Consider the following 15715-nt stretch of genomic DNA (forward strand, 5'->3'; position numbering starts at 1 on the left):
TTGTGTAACGTCAGTTCTACGGCCTGCGGCCCTCCCAGGCCTGCTGCAGCAGCGCGCGGATCGACGACCGATCAATCGGTCGCGGATTCCAGTAAGGATTCTCGACAGCGATCTGGCTTGCCTTGTCGAGATCGGCCTCGGTCAGGCCGAGGTCACGGAGAGCCAGCGGCGCGCCGATCGACTTTGCGAAATCCCAGAGCCCCCCACCGACCGAGCCACCGAAAATCTCCGCGACAGGCTGAAGAAACTCCGGCACTGCAACGGCGTTGAAGGCTGCCGTATGCGGCAGCATGATCGCATGCGTTTCCGCATGCGGCGTGTCGAAGGTGCCGCCAAGCGTGTGGCAAATCTTGTGGTGCAGCGCCATGCCGACCGTGCCGAGGACCGTGCCGCAAAGCCAGGCGCCATAGAGCCCCTCCGCGCGTGCCTCGACATCGTTTGGCGCCGTCGTGATCTTCGGAAGTGCTGACCTGAAGGCACGCAAGCCTTCGACGGCCATGAGCGTCGAGATCGGATTGCGGTCCTGCGCATAGAGCGCTTCGACAGCATGGGCCATGGCGTTCAGACCCGAGGTCATCGACATACCGACCGGTAGGCCGGTTGTCAGCGTGGCATCGTAGATCACCACCTCAGGCAGGATTTTCGCCCCCTTCACCGTCGTCTTGCGACCGCCCTCGGTCTGACCAAGGATCGGCGTGACCTCTGAGCCTGCGTACGTCGTTGGAATGACAATCTGCGGCACGTCGGTGCGGTAGGCGATGGCCTTTCCCAGGCCTGTCGTCGAGCCGCCGCCGAGCGACACGACGCAGTCGGCGCGGCTTTCCTCAACCACTCGAATGGCCGTTTCGGTGACATCGACAGGCGTATGCATCACCGCGCCGCTGAACACGCCGACGGCCAGTGGCCCGATCTTTGCGGCCAGCGCCTCGGCGTCGCCCTTCTGCTGCGGTGTGGAGAGGACCAAGGCCTTCCGGCAGCCGATCTTCTCGATCCAGCTTGCCACCTCCTGGCTCACGCCTTCACCGAAGACGATGTGGGCGGGGCTGCCGGCATAGTTGAACGACAGGCTCATCGTGCTTTCTCCGGTCTTGCGCGCACCATCACGAAGGTGAAATCGACCTGCTTCATCTGCGACACATCTCCGTTGGCCGGGCGAAAGTCGCAGACGAGCTCAGGCTTGACGCCAAACAGCGCATCCTCATGGAGATGCGGATCATTTCGATCGTAGACATGCGTGGTGATCGTCTCGAACCCTGCCGCACGCACGACAAAATGAAGGTGCGCTGGCCGATGCAGGGGATAGCCCGCCGCTGCCAGCAAATGCCCGACAGGGCCATCGTCCGGAACGCTGTACCCCTTAGGCATGATGGCACGATAGTTGACGCATCCATTGGCATCGGAGCGGAAGAGGCCGCGCAGGTTATGCTCGGGCTGCAGGTCCGGCTGCTGGTTCTCGTAGAGACCCTGCGCATTGGCCTGCCAGGTGATGAGCTCGGCCACGGGGATGGGCTGGCCATCGAGATCAATGATCCGCGCCGAAACGCAAAGCGGCTCTCCCACCCCATCGAGCGAAATCGAGCTCCCCAGCGGGCGCTCCGGCACATCGCTGCGAAAGAACGGACCTCGGATGGTGTTGGGGGTAGCGCCCTTCGGCCGTTTCGAATTGATCTCTTCCACGAGGGCGGAGGCTCCGATCAGATCGGCGAGCAGCACCCATTCCTGGCGACGCTCATCGGAGGCATGCCCGACTTCCGTCAGAAACGCGATGACGTTGCGCCACTCGTCCTGGGTGGGTCGGAATTCCTTGATCAGTTCATGCGTGTGCTTGACGATCGCAGCCATGAGACGTGGCAGCTGGCCACCTTTTCCCGAGGGCATGCGCTCGGCAAACACCTCCGAAGAGGTCGCCTCACTGAAAATACGCGGATCGACTGCCGGCGGCATGCGTCTCTCCCAAACCGCATCGTTGGTGAAGATAAGTTAGCAGGACTGCGGCAACCGATTGATGATTTGATTCAGCTTTAATATAACAGATCGTTATGAAGATAGATGAACGGCACCTCATTCAACTCGCCGCCGTGGTCAAGACCGGAGGGGTGACCGAGGGGGCGGCCCTTCTCGGGCTCGCGCAACCGGCTGTCTCGCGCACGCTTTCGATGCTTGAAATGCGTCTCGGCGAACCATTGTTCATCAAAGGCCGCAGGCCGCTGCAGCCGACGCCCCTTGGCCTCTCACTGTCGGAGCAAGGGCTGGTGATGCTGGCGGCGTCTCGCAAGGCGTCCGACCTCGTGGAAAGCTTCCGCGTCGGCAAAAGCGGCGTGGTGCGCGTCGGAGGCACGCCCTTCTTCATGGATGCGCTGATCGCCGGGCTCTGCGCCGAGTTTCAGGTCACCCGGCCTGATGTTCGGATCGATCAGAGCTACGGCTACTTTCCGGATCTCCGTGCCGCACTGAAGGCCGACCAGATCGATCTTGCCATCTGCCCGATCGACATTCTCGACGAAGGATCCGGCCTGGAGTTCCAGCAAATCCTGCCCGGACGCAACGTGATCGCCTGCCGCGTCACACATCCCCTCTTGCTCAAGCGCCGCCTGCAACCAAGCCAGCTTCTCGATTATCCCTGGGTCGCTCCGCCGCCCGGGAGCCCCCTCCTCGCCGATCTCAGAGCCCTGCTACTTTCCTTTGGGGGAACCGAGATCAAGGTCCGCTATTCCGGCGGTTCGCTGATGAGTGTCCTCAACTATCTCAAGGCGGCGGACGCGCTCACTGTGATGCCCCATAGCGTCGTCTTCGCATTGCGCAAGGAAAAATCCATCACCGCCCTACCGTTGACGATCCCGCATCCGGAGCGGGCGCTGGCAATCCTGACGCGTGCGGATTCCGTACGGTCACCAGCGGTCGACCAGTTCGTGCAGCATATCCGCGCAGGCTTCGAAAGCCTGCGCCACCTCATCAAACGGCATGAGGAAGCAGTGGTCTGGGGGCGGTAGCGGCTTACCGCTGCCGCCGTGGTGGCAATCAACTACCGCGCAGGTTTGCCTTCTGGACCGCCGCGGCCAAGCTTGTCAGGAAGCGGCTCGCCCTTCGGTGTGAATTCGAGCGATCCTGAATTGATGCAGAAACGCTCGCCTGTCGGAGGCGGGCCATCCGGGAACACGTGTCCCTGATGCGCACCGCACCGCGCGCAAACGATCTCGGTCCTGACGATGCCGTAGCGGGTGTCGCGAATACGCCGCAGGTGATCGCTTTCGACAGGGGCGGTGAAACTCGGCCAGCCGGTGCCACTCTCGAATTTCTCGACGGCCTTGAACAGGGGAAGGCCGCAAAGGCGGCACGTATAGAGCCCTTCGCGGTGCTCATGCAGAAACACCCCACAGAACGGCGCTTCCTCCCCGTGCTCGAGCAGCAAATGGCGGTCCTCCTCGCTGAGCTCCGCCACAAGCTCTCGCATCTGCTCTCGCGTGGGAGGAGCGAGATCGAATCCAAAATCGACGACATCACGCATCTTGGTCTCCTGGGTGTTCCGGCGATTTCCGGAACACAGTTTACTGTTACGATGGATGGCAGCGCCATCCCAGGTGCAACTACGAACGCAACGTCCGGAAGGCGGTCCTGACCTCCTCGGAGAAGGCCTTTGGCTGCTCCCAGGCGGCAAAATGACCGCCCTTGTCGAGCTTGTTGAAGTGGATAAGCTTGGGATAGGCCCGCTCCACCCAGCTGCGCGGGGCCGTATAGATCTCATCCGGGAAGACGCTGACAGCAACCGGTATCTTAAGATTCTTGACCGCGAAGAAGGCGAGCTTGTTTTCCCAATAGAGCCGCGCCGACGAGACGGCGGTATTCGTCAACCAGTAAAGCGTGACATTGTCGAGGATATCGTCTCGCGTCAGGCCTTCCGTCTTTCCGTCGAAGACACGCGCGATCATTTCGTAGCTGCGGATATCGTGATCGAGCATCCATGCGGCGAGGCCAACAGGCGAATCCGCGATTCCATAAAGCGTCTGTGGGCGGTTCGCCATTTCGAGCGCGTAACCAAGGCCATGCTTGTAGAAATCGTCCAGCTGCGCGTAAGCGTGCTGCTCGTCAGCCGAGAGACCTGCCGGCGGTTTGCCGCCGAGCTGCAATGCCGCGGCAACGTCATCGGGAACGGTGGCCGGCATGTTCACGTGAATGCCGAGCAATTGCGGCGGTGCGACTACCGCCATCTGTTCCGAAACCGCATCGCCCCAATCACCGCCCTGGGCGACGTAGCGCCTGTACCCAAGCCGATCCATCAGTTCGATCCAGGCATGGGCAATGCGAATGGGGTCCCACCCCGTCTTCGTCGGCTTACCGGAGAAACCGTGACCGGGCAACGACGGAATGACCAAGTGGAACGCGTCCGAGGCCTGGCCGCCATGCGCCGTCGGGTTGGTTAGCGGTTCGATGATCTTCAGCTGTTCGATGATCGATCCGGGCCACCCATGTGTGACGATGAGGGGCAAAGCGTCTTCGTGCTTCGAGCGAACATGGATGAAGTGAATATCCAGTCCGTCGATGGTGGTAACGAACTGTGGCAAGGCGTTCAGCCTAGCCTCGACTTTTCGCCAGTCGTAGTCGTTTGCCCAGTATTCCGCCAGTTTTCGCGTCGTTTCGTACTGGACACCCTGTGAACTGTCGTTGACGGTCTCCTGCTCCGGCCATCGGGTGGCGTTGATGCGCTGGCGCAGGTCTGCAAGCTGCGCATCGGTTGCCTTGAACTGGAAGGGCCGAATTGCATTGTCGTCGCCGGCCGCTGCAACGAACGAAGCCGGCAAGAGACTGACTGCACCCGCAACCGCCGCAGAAGCGAGCAGGCTCCGTCGGGTGACCGGTGATAGTAGAGCTGACATGACGTCCTCCTAGGTATTCAGGTTCATTGAGCGTGGGCGATGACCAGGCATGGTCTCGCCGTAAACGTCGTTCAGACGAGGGTCAGCGACACGTCGATGTTGCCGCGCGTTGCCTTCGAATACGGGCAGATCTCGTGGGCTGCATGCATCAGCTCCTCTGCGACGTCGCGCTCGATGCCCGGCACGCTGACATTGAGGCGCGCCCGCAGGAAGAAGGAACCTCCGTCGACGTTCAGATCGATTTCCGTATCGATCTCAGGATCAACGGGCAGCTTGACCTTCCTCTGTGACGCCGCAAGCTCGATCGCGCCAATGAAGCAGGCCGACCATGCGGCACCGAAAAGACGCTCGGCGGCCGGATGCGGCTGTGAAAGCTGAAGATTCAACTCGCCATCGCTGCTGCGGGTGAAACCGTCGCGACCGCCCTTGTTGTGAGTCTTGCCGGAAAAAAGAAGCTTCTCAGTCATCGTAAAATCCTTCGCTCTTATCGTATCCGCTTCAATCGGATGCGATTTAAATAGATAAACAGAAAGTCGATGTCAATAGCATTGCGATTTAATCGGATGCGATTTATATATGGTACAAACAACCGAACAGGATATCCTCATGCCCACGTCCAAAACCGCAAAAAGCCTAGAGACTGGGATGCCCTCCTCCGGCGAGACCGAGAGCAACGACAAGAAGCTCTCGAACTTCCTTTGCTTCGCCGTGTACTCGGCAAACCTTGCCTTCGGGCGCGCCTACAAGCCGATCCTGGATAAGCTGAATCTGACCTATACGCAGTACATCGCGATGGTGGCGCTTTCCGAGAAGGACGACCAGACCGTGGGAGCGCTCGGTGAAAAGCTGTTCCTGGAGTCAAACACGCTGACCCCGATGCTGAAGAAACTTGAAACTCTCGGCTATATCCAGCGCAAGCGTGACCCCGCGGACGAGCGGCAAGTACGACTGAGCCTGACGCCGGCTGGACGCGATCTCGTCGCGGCTGATCCCGGCGCACCACTCGTCGAAGCCACGGGCCTCGGGGAGGATTTTCCCGTCGTTCAGAAATCCGTCGTGCGTCTACGCAACAACCTGCTGAAGACAACGCAGGACAACGCCGCGAAGCGCTGATTTCAATGCAGTTGAGCGCCTGTTTCGGCGCTCAACTCCCCTTTGTCTAAATGTTCGCACTGTTCGCGCTATAAAAAAAGCGCCGGCCTTTGGACCAACGCCCGTTGCGACAGGAGCCCTCGTCCTAGCGCGATGACACCAAGGGAAGCTCCTCTGCCTCCATCATCTCAGCTGCCTTGGCATACCCGCCGCCCATGCCATCCAGAAAGTGCAAGTGCGACTCGGGTCGCCCGGAAGGCACGAAGCAGGTCATCAACGCGTGAGATTGGCGGTGCAGTCCGAAGTTAATCTCGCCACGCGCCTTTGCGGCAGCGAGCATGGCTTCGACAGTCTCGATCTGCTCGGGCGTGCAGTCGAGCGTAAGACGCAGGCCATCGTCGTACTTGCGAAAGTCCGAGTTTGAAGCAACCGCCGACCATCCTTCGATATCCAAAGACCTAGTACCGTCCCTGGGAACGGCTGTATCCCGGGACAAAGGTTGTGCGTGCTGGGCGCTGGCCTCCAGAACGGAAAGCACGCACCCGGCTACCGACGCAAAGGCCTCAGGACTGGTATGTTCATATGGTTCGACCAACAGCGACAGGATCTCGCCTCGCTGGCTGGGAAACGGCTTCCAATCACAGGTCAGCCCGGTCAGATCAGGCTTCGTCGTGTAGCTGCCCGGCTTCACCAGGTACCGCCCCCTCTTGATTTGCCGCTCGGCCCATTTGAGACCACCGCCGGCAAACATCGCGTAAGTTGCGCTTTCAGAGGGGGCATATCGTGCGATGCGCACATCATGCCCGTTCGAACGGATTTCGCCGACAGTCAGCAAACCAACGCGAAGGGCAAGGTCAAGACTGCTCCTTGCGAAATTAGCGACCTGCCGCATTGCCGAAATCGCGGTCATGATCCCATGCGGCGGTAGCGCGAACGCAGCTCCGTCGCCGCGAAACACAAAGGGAAAATCGAAGTCGCCCCAGACATTTCCGACTGCGGCGATCACCGACGCACCAGCGTAGTTGACGTCCTCGTACCGCCCCGACTTGATCGCCGATGTCGAACTGACCACATCGGTTATGCCGATCAGCCAGTCATCGGGTAACGCCTCGTAGACGGAGGGATCGAGCATCTTCGTGAACTCGCCATAGGCCGGGGACGCGTTCGGATGATTGTCGACCGTCAGGCCATCGGCTTGCACGATTGTAGTGTCCGATTCCATCGACGGCATGAACCTGTTCCCGTGCCACATAGAGAAATCCCTTCGCTGAATTTAATTCGCGCACCAGTAACTCGTATGCGCCGCAAATAGACGGCGGAACTGGCAATGTCAATATACGATTTAATCGGATACGATCTTAATGCATCGGCGAATCACTGTTGTGACGCCGGCAGCGCGATAGAGGCATCATCCGAAATGGGGTCGGTGCGAGCCGCGTTTTCGTCGTTCAAACCACCGATACCACCGAAAGGCTCATATTCGCCGCCCCTGTGCCCCCAAAGTACATGTGGATTACCGTATCTGGTAAATTCCATGTTCCGTCACTTCGAGTAGCATGTGCTTGGATGATTACATTTCCTAGTCATCAAGAGGTCACTGCAAAACTCACATCGTCTGTTTTGTGGTGACCTCGCCAAAACCCGTCGATGCGGACCGGCACCCAAATGGTGCGTCGAACGGAAACCTTGCAACGCGCGTGCCGCGTTCCCATCTTAAGTCGGTCACCCGAAAATTCTAACTGACATGGTCGACGCGACAGCGTCGTATTTTGCTGCGTTTCCTCCGTTCGCGTGATGGAAGCTGAGGGCGCCATGTCGAAATGCCGCCTACGCGGCGAAGGACTTTAATTGAACAAACCAAACACGCCTGCTGCTCCGGCAGCCTGTCCGCGCGAGCGCGATGACGCTGCTCGCCGCCCGGACAAGAACTGGAAACCTTACCCCTGCCTGCTCACGCGTCGTGAATTGCAGGAGTTGATTGCCGAACAGCTTGGCTGAGAGGCATGCCGACCCTCAAGAACAAGGAGAAAAACATGCAGGTCATTGTCAGAGATAATAACGTCGAACAGGCCATGCGCGCATTGAAGAAAAAGATGCAGCGCGAGGGGCTCTTCCGCGAAATGAAGGCACGCAAAGCCTACGAGAAGCCATCGGAGCGCCGCGTACGGGAACGGGCGCAGGCTATCGCCAGACAGCGCAAAGCGGCCCGGAAGAGATTACAGCGGGAGGGCCTCCTGGCCTCGCCCAAACGGCGCCCGTCGGCCAGATAAATTGTCACGAATGCTGTCGCCGACGTCGTCGGTGACAGCCCAACACGAAAAGGGCCAATGATGGAAGAACTGCATAGCCTGACTGTTTCGGATGAACGGCTGGAAGATTGCCGCGAGGTGATCGAACCGGATCTCCAGGATCTGATCCGAACGACAATTGCCTCCGGCTTTACAGCCGAAGAGGTGCTGATCGCAATCAGCGAACTCGTGGCCGAGGACTACGCGGTCTCAGCCAAGCTGCCGAGTGTCCACTGATTGGTCCGCGCCGACTGGTCGACGGTTTGCCGCGGCCAGTATGGGCATGAGGAACAAGATACTCCGACACGACAGGTGTTGATCGGTTGCGACGAATACCTACATCCCCGGTATCGTTTGTTGGCAAGGAGGAGGTTCATCATGAACACTATCAGCCATGCAACCGAACCAAGATGGGCCGCACCGGTGGCTATTCGGATTGGCACGCGCCCCTCCGAACATATCCATGGCCCAGCAGAAGCGGTTGACTATCTGGAACACAGGTGGCCGATCGAAAACAGCATGCATCTGGAAGCGGCGAAGCGCAGATGTGTGGAAGCGATGAATTATCTCGCGCACCTGGAAGCCTCCAGAGACGCTTTCGTTGCAGCCGCAGTGGAGGCCAAGGTCCTGGCGTAGCCTGCTTTTGGCGAAGGTGGCTGGGATGATTTGGCCACCTTCCGCCGATCACGCGAAAATCCCAGCACACGCCCGAACGGGCGCACGTCATATAGCACGGATACATCCGCCTACAGCCACCTAACTCTGCGGGTGTGATCTAGTGCGTTGTCACGGACTTCGGAGACCGAGCGCGACGGGGCTTATCCCCCGGAGCCGCGGTTATCGCGATGGCAGCCACCTTCGTCTTCTTTCCTGGCTGCTTTTCATTCGCGGATTTCGCCGGTGCGCGCGGCTTGGCGGACTTCGCCTTGGCAGTCGACTTTGTCGAAGCGCGAGCGGCCGCGGCATCGACCTGCTCTCCGAATTCCTTGAAAGCTTGCAGCCAATGCTTCATGTCCTGGCCGTGGGGGCGGCCTTCCTGCTCCCAGATCTCGTAGGCGCGGTGACGGATTTTCTCTTCACGCTCGTTCATCACAGGGATCCTGCTCTTCGTTGCAACCCGATCTTAACTGGCGCAAGCAGCCCATTAGGCAATGGAGGCCCGGCATCGATTGATCGAAAGAAGCCGGCGTGGGCAGCCGGTTAAAGCAGCGATTGTCTTTTCCGAAATGCCCCTATCTACCAATGCGCGTGCGACCTCAATCAGAAGGAAAACGACATGAAACGTCTATCGATCTTGCTGCTTCTGGCGGGAGTGACGCTTGCCGGATGCACCCCGACCGAGCAGGGCTTAGGAATTGGTGCCGCCTCCGGCGCAGTCATCGGCGGTGTGGCGACCGGAAATGTCCGCGGTGCCGCAGTGGGCGCCGCAATCGGTGGCGCCGCTGGTGCAGTCATCGGCAACGTCGCCGGGCAGCCTGGCCAGTGCTACTATCGGGATCGCTATGGCCGTCGATATGTCGCCTCCTGCCCGCGCTGAGGATGATGCAGCATAGCATTGATACCTAAGGGTGCCGGCTTCGGCATGCGCTCGAATCTAATCGCCTCAGATCGCGACCGTGGTTTAGCAATCTGACCATGGTCGCGATAACCGCGCGATGGCTGGGCTCTAGAGGTCCACTAGAGCAAATTAAGTCCCAACCAGCACGCTCGCCTGCACTGGCAGTTCTATGCCCTTCAGGGTGAGCGGACGGACGTGCGCCCCGGACGCCAGCGGCCCGGCCTGAACGACCGTTTCCGGCGACATGACGATCTCGCCTGCGCCCGCCTGAGATTCCAATCTGGCCGCCAGATTGACAGCGCCGCCGATCGCCGTGAAATCGCTCCGGAAGCTCGAAAACTCACCGATTTCAACCTCGCCGCTGTGGATCCCAACTCCCACACCCACGTGGTGATCCACATCCAAAGCTTCGAGTGCCGTCTTGCAGCGCCGCTGTATATCCCTCGCGGCCATGACAGCGGCAGCCGCGTGATCCTTTCTCAAGATGGGAAAATTGAAGATCGCCATCAATCCGTCGCCCATCTGCTTGTTGACGATCCCGTCATGAGCCCAGACCGCCTGCGCGCATCGATCCTGAAACAAGCTGACGATATCACTCAATCTGACCGGTTCGATTTGCTCGGAAAGAGCCGTGAACCCTCTGATGTCGGCGAACAGAATGGTGACCGTGGCGGCGATATGGCGCTGTTTCTTGACATAGCGAAACGAGCGCTCGCAAATCGTGCAGATGTTCGGGTTCATTTTGCTGCGGGTAACACCAAACATGCGGAACGGCAGCGCGAGCGCACCCCGGATCGGGATCGGCACGCGCATTTGATCCCAGCACCCACGGCAGATTTGCGCGTCCCGGTGGTTGCTCGGATCGGTGGAATCGGAGGCTATTGTCATGGTCTAGGCTGCCCCGGCAGACGTCCGCTATTCCCTTGCATGCGCAAACTTCTGACATTTGCGCGTGTTTGGCAACTGAAGACGCTTAGGAAGGAAACTGCTGCCACGACAGCGCAACGGCCGCCTCTGCAGTGACGCCGGGCCAACGCTCGCCGGGTCTATCGAGGTAATGGTTCTCAGGCGGTCGAGGGCGCCCCTTCGCGCCCTCCTGTGCCATTCCGCTAAGGCATCGACACGACCATCTTGCAGAGCTTCATGAGGCTCGCCTCATAGCCGCCCGAGCGTAGCACGTCCTTGCAACGGAGCTTTGCTTTCGCCCGATCCATGTCCGACATGTCGTTGATAGCCATCAACGCCGGCTTCGTCGGCGAGGAGCCGCCTGAGCTGCCTGAACCGCTCGCTCCACTCGTGCCAACAGAACTGCCGGGACTGCCGGACCCGCCTGAATTGGGATCATTTACCGAAGGCACTCCCAGCCTGGCATCGAGCAGCGTATTTCCGCCCGCCCCAACAGTCGCGTTCGCGGTCGCAAGTCTGGAGCCTCCGACGTTCGCATTGACATCGGCATTGATGCCCCCGGAGCCGCCAACGCTTGCCGTCGTACTGACACCGATCCCGCTGCTGCTCCCGCCGACAGATGTATTGCTATTGATGCCACTGGCCCCGCCCACCGAAGCATCGACGCCAAGTCCGCCGCTGGATCTGCCGCCGATGTTGGCGTTGATGCCACTTGCACCCCCGACGGACACACCAAGGCCTCCATTGCTATTACTGCCGACACTGACTCCATTGTTGCCGCCGATATCCAAGGCGTCTGCCTGCATCGGAACGATAATGGTCGCGCAGCCAAGCGCCACCGCGGCAACGGCCGATTTATAGCACTGCATTGTCATCCTCCATTGTCTCCAGCCGAGGCCCAATGCTTCGGCAAAGAAGAAATGAAGCGCGCACTTCATGCTCGGCGATTAGGCAACCAAGAGTGGATGTCTATCTGCCGATCTACGACCTATAAAACATTCAAACCCCCTAATGTTCCGCTAGATTCGCGTATAGGTTAATTATTTCTCTGCATACGCCTTCAAACCCATCCTTTGGATTGAGTCGATATCGTTTCCGCTGCGAATACCTAGCTGCGTCTTATCCGTGCGACGCCCCCTCCTAGCCAACCGATCGGCAGTCGCTGAAGTCGGCGTCTCGGGGACTTTCCCTATCGCGTTCCCTCTGGTTTCAAGACCGCCACCAGATGCGCTCAGTCCGACAACCGTTGCAAATAGCCAAGCACTATGTTAATGACTGTCCAGTCAGTCATATTGAAAGCCGAACGAATGCCAGAGAAAAAACGCGAGAGACGAGACCCTGAGCTACGTCGGGCCGAGATCCTGAAGGCTGCCCTTGCTTGTTTTGCAGAGCGCGGGTTCGCCGCAACACGCATGGAGGATGTTGCAACGCGCGCCGGCATCGCCAAGGGTACGGTCTACCTGCATTTCCCCGACAAGGAGCGGCTGTTTATCGAGCTTGTGTCCGGCATCGCCTCACCGATCCTCGGCGAGGTCGGCGGCATGATCCAGAACGAGACGATCCCGGCGCGCACCGTGGTCTCGATGTTCTATTCCCTCTTCAAGCGCGAAGTCCTCGAGACCGAGCGTCGCCACATGCTGCGGCTGATCCTCGCCGAAGGTCCGATGTTTCCTGTCGTAACCGAGTTCTACTATCGCGAAATCATCACCAAGGGTCTCGCGATCCTGCGGGTCGTGCTTGGGCGCGCCGCTGCTCGCGGCGAATTGCGCAATCCCGCGGTCGCACAAGTCCCGCAACTGGTCATGGCTCCCGCCTTGATGACGGTCGTTTGGGCGACGCTTTTTGAGGGCTACGAGCACCTCGACGCGCAGAAACTTCTCGACACGTTCCTCAACACACTCTTCGTGCCGGAAGGAGGCGCGAAATGAAACGGCTACTTATTGTCGCGATCGTGGCCGCTGCGGCGCTCGCCACCCTGCCTCTTCTGTTCTCCGACAAGTCTCAGCGCGCCTACCAGGGCTGGGTCGAGGCCGACACGCTGTTCATTGGCGCCGACACGAGCGGCCGGGTAGTCAAACTCGATGTCGCCGAGGGCCAGGCCATTGGTCCCGGCGAACCGCTGTTCAGCCTGGACTCTCAAACCGAAGAGGCCGCTGTTGGCTCGGCCCGCGCGTCGCTTGCCCGGCTGCAAGCCGAACTCGAACTCGCCGAGGCCGCCCAGAAGCGCCCGGAAGAAATGGACATGCTGCGCGCCAGCGAACGCGAGGCAGTCGCACGGCTGGAGCTTGCGTCGCAAGACCTCGACCGCACCCGCGTTCTGGTCGAACGTGGTACGGCGACACAGGCGCGTCTCGATACGGCAACGGCCACGGAGGCTGCCAACCGTGCCGCTCTCGATAATGTCCGCAGCCAAATCACGCTTGGCAACATGCCTGCCCGCGTCGAGATGCTGCGCCAGGCGCGGCAGGCCGTTGCGGCGGCGAAAGCAGATCTCGCCTCAGCAGAAGCCGCACTCGCCCGCCGTTTCGTCTCGGCTCCAGCAGTTGGCAGTATCGAAACCATCTACTACCGCGCTGGCGAGGTTGTCCCTGCCGGCCGGCCGATTGTCGCGCTCCTGCCGCCCGAGAACGTCCGTATTCGCTTCTTCGTGCCCGAGACCGAGATCGCACTGTTCTCGCCGGATCAATCGATCCGCGTCGGCTGCAATGCCTGCCAGCCAACCGATGCGAAGATCAGCTTCATCTCAAAGACTGTCGAATATACGCCGCCGGTCATCTACAGTCTCGAGGAGCGCGCCAAACTCGTCTACCGCGTCGAAGCGATCCCCGCCGATCCGAAGGCACTGCGCCCCGGCCAGCCGGTCGATGTCACTGCGGGAGCCCGCCCATGAGCGACACGGCACCGACCGTAGACAGTCCTGAGACTGTGATCGACGTTCATCATCTCACAAAGACTTTCGGCACCCGAAAGGTCGTCGACGACGTATCGATGTCGGTAAAAAAGGGCCGGATTCACGGCTTTCTCGGACCGAACGGTTCCGGCAAGACGACGACGATCCGCATGCTTTGCGGCTTGCTGACGCCAGACAGCGGTGACGGCACTTGCCTTGGCTTCGACATCCTCACCGAGAGCGACCGAATCCGCCGCCGCGTCGGCTACATGACCCAGAAGTTTTCGCTCTATCAGGACTTGTCGATCCGCGAAAACCTGGAGTTCGTCGCCCGCGTCTACGGCCTGTCGGATGCTCGCGGCAAGGCTACCGCTGCGATTGAACGTTTGGGCCTGAAGGGCCGCGAAGGGCAACTTGCTGGGGAGCTCTCCGGTGGCTGGAAACAGCGGCTCGCGCTGGGCGCCTGCATCCTGCCTGAACCGGCATTGCTCCTCCTCGACGAGCCTACGGCAGGCGTCGATCCAAAGGCTCGCCGTGACTTCTGGAACGAGATTCATGCGCTTGCCGCCGACGGCCTCTCCGTCCTGGTGTCCACCCACTACATGGACGAGGCAGAACGTTGCCATGAGATCGCCTATATCGCCTATGGCAAATTGCTCGCGCAGGGAACGGTTGACGAGGTGATCGCCGGCACCGGGCTCGTTACCTGGACCGTTTCGGGAACGGACGTGCATCGCCTTCAATCCGAGCTCGAGAACCAGCCAGGCGTAGACATGATCGCCCCGTTCGGGACCAGCTTGCATGTTGCCGGCCGTGATCCCCAGGCGCTCGAAAAGGCGATCGCGCCCTATCGGGAACGGCCCGATCTCAAGTGGCAGAAGGGCGAAGCGACGCTGGAAGATGCCTTCATCGATCTGATGCGCCGCTCGGAGGACAATTTCCAATGACAACCACAACGGCGAACGGCAACGGCATCTCATTCGGGCGCTTCTGGGCGATGACCATCAAGGAGTTCATCCAGATGACCCGCGACCGCATCACGCTGGCAACGATGGTTGCCTTGCCGATCATGCAGCTCTTCCTGTTCGGCTTTGCCATCAACACGACACCCCACAACCTGCCGACCGCGGTGCTGATGCGCGAAAACACCGATGTCGGCCGGTCGATCTTGGCTGCCCTTGGGAACACCGATTTCTTCGAAATCCGTTCCGTCGTGACTCACGCCGAAGACATGGATTCGCTTCTGGAATCAGGCAAGGTGCTTTTCGTCGTGGAGATTCCCGAGGGATTCGAACGCTCGCTTCGCCGCGGTGATACGCCTTCACTGCTGGTCGCAGCCGATGCGACCGATCCCGTCGCGTCAAGCTCCGCTTTGGGTGCGCTTTCAGGCATCGTGACATCGGCGCTTGTGAACGACCGGCAAGTCGAGTTCACCGAGCCGACCAAGCCCGCGTTTTCCATCGTCCAGCACCGTCGCTACAATCCAGCCGGTTCATCCACCCTGAACATCGTGCCTGGCCTGCTTGGCACCATCCTGACCATGACATTGCTGATTTTCACGGCCCTTTCGGTTACCCGCGAAGTGGAGCGCGGCACGATGGAGAACCTGCTTTCGATGCCGATCAAGCCGCTGGAAATCATGCTGGGCAAGATCACGCCCTATGTGCTGATCGGCCTCGTGCAGTCGTTGCTGATCATCACGGCCGGCCTACTCGTTTTCGGAGTGCCAATTCTCGGCAATCCGGTCTCGTTGGCAGCCGCAACCACGCTTTTCGTCATCACCAATCTGTCGATCGGCTACACCTTCTCGACGATCGCAGCCAATCAGCTGCAGGCCATGCAGATGGCGATGATGTTCTTCCTGCCGAATATTCTCTTGTCAGGCTTCATGTTCCCGTTCGCCGGGATGCCGAAATGGGCGCAATGGATCGGTGAGGCCCTGCCCCTCACCCACTACATCCGCATCGTCAGGGCGATCATGCTGAAGGGCGCCAGTATCGAAACGCTCGCCTACGACAGCATCGCCCTCGCCTGCCTGATGGGGGTGGCCATGCTGATCGCCGTCCGCCGCTTCCGCAGGACCTTGGATTAGGGGTTGAGCGACGTCCTC

Annotated in this window: 20 protein-coding genes; 11 read left to right on the forward strand and 9 right to left on the reverse strand. The window is 60.0% G+C overall.

The annotated features are described in order from the left end of the window. Positions 1-16 precede the first annotated feature (16 nt). Both RGCCGE502_RS15120 and RGCCGE502_RS15125 read right to left on the reverse strand, forming a co-directional pair. Positions 17-1072 (reverse strand): maleylacetate reductase, encoded by a 1056-nt coding sequence (locus tag RGCCGE502_RS15120; protein WP_016555038.1) that lies wholly within the window; start codon positions 1070-1072, stop codon positions 17-19. Next, a complete protein-coding gene (locus RGCCGE502_RS15125; RefSeq protein ID WP_016555039.1) occupies positions 1069-1944 on the reverse strand; it encodes a dioxygenase family protein in 876 nt (291 codons plus the stop codon). The genes RGCCGE502_RS15120 and RGCCGE502_RS15125 overlap by 4 nt, the downstream gene beginning before the upstream one ends. Before the next feature lie 95 nt (positions 1945-2039). Between RGCCGE502_RS15125 and RGCCGE502_RS15130 the strand changes: the two genes are divergently transcribed. After that, a complete protein-coding gene (locus tag RGCCGE502_RS15130) occupies positions 2040-2990 on the forward strand; it encodes a LysR family transcriptional regulator (protein WP_016555040.1) in 951 nt (316 codons plus the stop codon). 32 nt (positions 2991-3022) lie between these two features. On the opposite strand, the gene msrB is transcribed toward RGCCGE502_RS15130, so the two are convergent. The 3 genes from msrB to RGCCGE502_RS15145 all read right to left on the reverse strand — a co-directional run bounded on the left by msrB (position 3023) and on the right by RGCCGE502_RS15145 (position 5338). Then, on the reverse strand, positions 3023-3505 hold the full coding sequence (gene msrB, locus RGCCGE502_RS15135) for a peptide-methionine (R)-S-oxide reductase MsrB (RefSeq protein WP_016555041.1): 483 nt from the start codon (positions 3503-3505) through the stop codon (positions 3023-3025). 79 nt (positions 3506-3584) lie between these two features. Beyond that, entirely contained in the window at positions 3585-4871 is a 1287-nt protein-coding gene (locus tag RGCCGE502_RS15140) for an epoxide hydrolase family protein (protein ID WP_016555043.1), read from the reverse strand. 71 nt (positions 4872-4942) lie between these two features. After that, positions 4943-5338, reverse strand: coding sequence for an organic hydroperoxide resistance protein (locus tag RGCCGE502_RS15145; RefSeq protein WP_016555044.1), 396 nt, complete (start codon positions 5336-5338; stop codon positions 4943-4945). 139 nt (positions 5339-5477) lie between these two features. Here RGCCGE502_RS15145 and RGCCGE502_RS15150 point away from each other — a divergent pair, with 139 nt between their 5' ends. Then, on the forward strand, positions 5478-5984 hold the full coding sequence (locus RGCCGE502_RS15150; RefSeq protein ID WP_040674669.1) for a MarR family winged helix-turn-helix transcriptional regulator: 507 nt from the start codon (positions 5478-5480) through the stop codon (positions 5982-5984). 124 nt (positions 5985-6108) lie between these two features. Here RGCCGE502_RS15150 and RGCCGE502_RS15155 read toward each other — a convergent pair whose 3' ends face one another. Next, a complete protein-coding gene (locus RGCCGE502_RS15155; protein ID WP_016555046.1) occupies positions 6109-7194 on the reverse strand; it encodes a DUF3095 family protein in 1086 nt (361 codons plus the stop codon). Positions 7195-7811: 617 nt separating this feature from the next. On the opposite strand from RGCCGE502_RS15155, the gene RGCCGE502_RS37275 reads away from it, so the two are divergent. From RGCCGE502_RS37275 to RGCCGE502_RS15170, 4 genes are all read left to right on the forward strand, one after another. Continuing rightward, positions 7812-7961, forward strand: coding sequence for a hypothetical protein (locus tag RGCCGE502_RS37275; RefSeq protein ID WP_176705698.1), 150 nt, complete (start codon positions 7812-7814; stop codon positions 7959-7961). Between the two features lie 35 nt (positions 7962-7996). Further along, complete coding sequence (gene rpsU / locus RGCCGE502_RS15160; RefSeq protein WP_016555047.1) at positions 7997-8233, forward strand: 30S ribosomal protein S21; 237 nt, start codon at positions 7997-7999, stop codon at positions 8231-8233. Between the two features lie 60 nt (positions 8234-8293). Further along, positions 8294-8488, forward strand: coding sequence for a hypothetical protein (locus RGCCGE502_RS15165; protein ID WP_040674674.1), 195 nt, complete (start codon positions 8294-8296; stop codon positions 8486-8488). A 141-nt stretch (positions 8489-8629) separates the two neighbouring features. Further along, complete coding sequence (locus RGCCGE502_RS15170) at positions 8630-8887, forward strand: DUF982 domain-containing protein (RefSeq protein WP_016555049.1); 258 nt, start codon at positions 8630-8632, stop codon at positions 8885-8887. A 139-nt stretch (positions 8888-9026) separates the two neighbouring features. On the opposite strand, the gene RGCCGE502_RS15175 is transcribed toward RGCCGE502_RS15170, so the two are convergent. Further along, positions 9027-9341 (reverse strand): DUF2934 domain-containing protein, encoded by a 315-nt coding sequence (locus RGCCGE502_RS15175; RefSeq protein ID WP_016555050.1) that lies wholly within the window; start codon positions 9339-9341, stop codon positions 9027-9029. A 186-nt stretch (positions 9342-9527) separates the two neighbouring features. Between RGCCGE502_RS15175 and RGCCGE502_RS15180 the strand changes: the two genes are divergently transcribed. Beyond that, the gene (locus RGCCGE502_RS15180) at positions 9528-9788 is read left to right on the forward strand and encodes a YMGG-like glycine zipper-containing protein (protein ID WP_016555051.1); all 261 of its coding nucleotides are present in this window, start codon (positions 9528-9530) and stop codon (positions 9786-9788) included. A 150-nt stretch (positions 9789-9938) separates the two neighbouring features. Here RGCCGE502_RS15180 and RGCCGE502_RS15185 read toward each other — a convergent pair whose 3' ends face one another. Both RGCCGE502_RS15185 and RGCCGE502_RS15190 read right to left on the reverse strand, forming a co-directional pair. Continuing rightward, a complete protein-coding gene (locus RGCCGE502_RS15185) occupies positions 9939-10697 on the reverse strand; it encodes an adenylate/guanylate cyclase domain-containing protein (RefSeq protein ID WP_016555052.1) in 759 nt (252 codons plus the stop codon). A 221-nt stretch (positions 10698-10918) separates the two neighbouring features. Beyond that, positions 10919-11584: a hypothetical protein gene (locus tag RGCCGE502_RS15190; RefSeq protein WP_019279992.1), complete on the reverse strand. Its 666-nt coding sequence runs from the start codon at positions 11582-11584 to the stop codon at positions 10919-10921. 438 nt (positions 11585-12022) lie between these two features. Between RGCCGE502_RS15190 and RGCCGE502_RS15195 the strand changes: the two genes are divergently transcribed. Genes RGCCGE502_RS15195 through RGCCGE502_RS15210 form a run of 4 tightly spaced genes read left to right on the forward strand, consistent with a single transcriptional unit; the run spans position 12023 to position 15697 of the window. Then, positions 12023-12643, forward strand: a complete 621-nt coding sequence (locus tag RGCCGE502_RS15195; protein ID WP_016555054.1) for a TetR/AcrR family transcriptional regulator — start codon at positions 12023-12025, stop codon at positions 12641-12643. Next, the gene (locus RGCCGE502_RS15200) at positions 12640-13605 is read left to right on the forward strand and encodes an HlyD family secretion protein (protein ID WP_016555055.1); all 966 of its coding nucleotides are present in this window, start codon (positions 12640-12642) and stop codon (positions 13603-13605) included. Before RGCCGE502_RS15195 ends, RGCCGE502_RS15200 begins: the two co-directional genes overlap by 4 nt. Then, on the forward strand, positions 13602-14552 hold the full coding sequence (locus RGCCGE502_RS15205; RefSeq protein ID WP_016555056.1) for an ABC transporter ATP-binding protein: 951 nt from the start codon (positions 13602-13604) through the stop codon (positions 14550-14552). Before RGCCGE502_RS15200 ends, RGCCGE502_RS15205 begins: the two co-directional genes overlap by 4 nt. Then, entirely contained in the window at positions 14549-15697 is a 1149-nt protein-coding gene (locus RGCCGE502_RS15210) for an ABC transporter permease (protein WP_016555057.1), read from the forward strand. Before RGCCGE502_RS15205 ends, RGCCGE502_RS15210 begins: the two co-directional genes overlap by 4 nt. Positions 15698-15715: the final 18 nt, after the last annotated feature.

It is taken from the genome of Rhizobium grahamii CCGE 502 (genome assembly GCF_000298315.2).
In the GTDB taxonomy this organism is placed as follows: Bacteria; Pseudomonadota; Alphaproteobacteria; order Rhizobiales; family Rhizobiaceae; genus Rhizobium; species Rhizobium grahamii.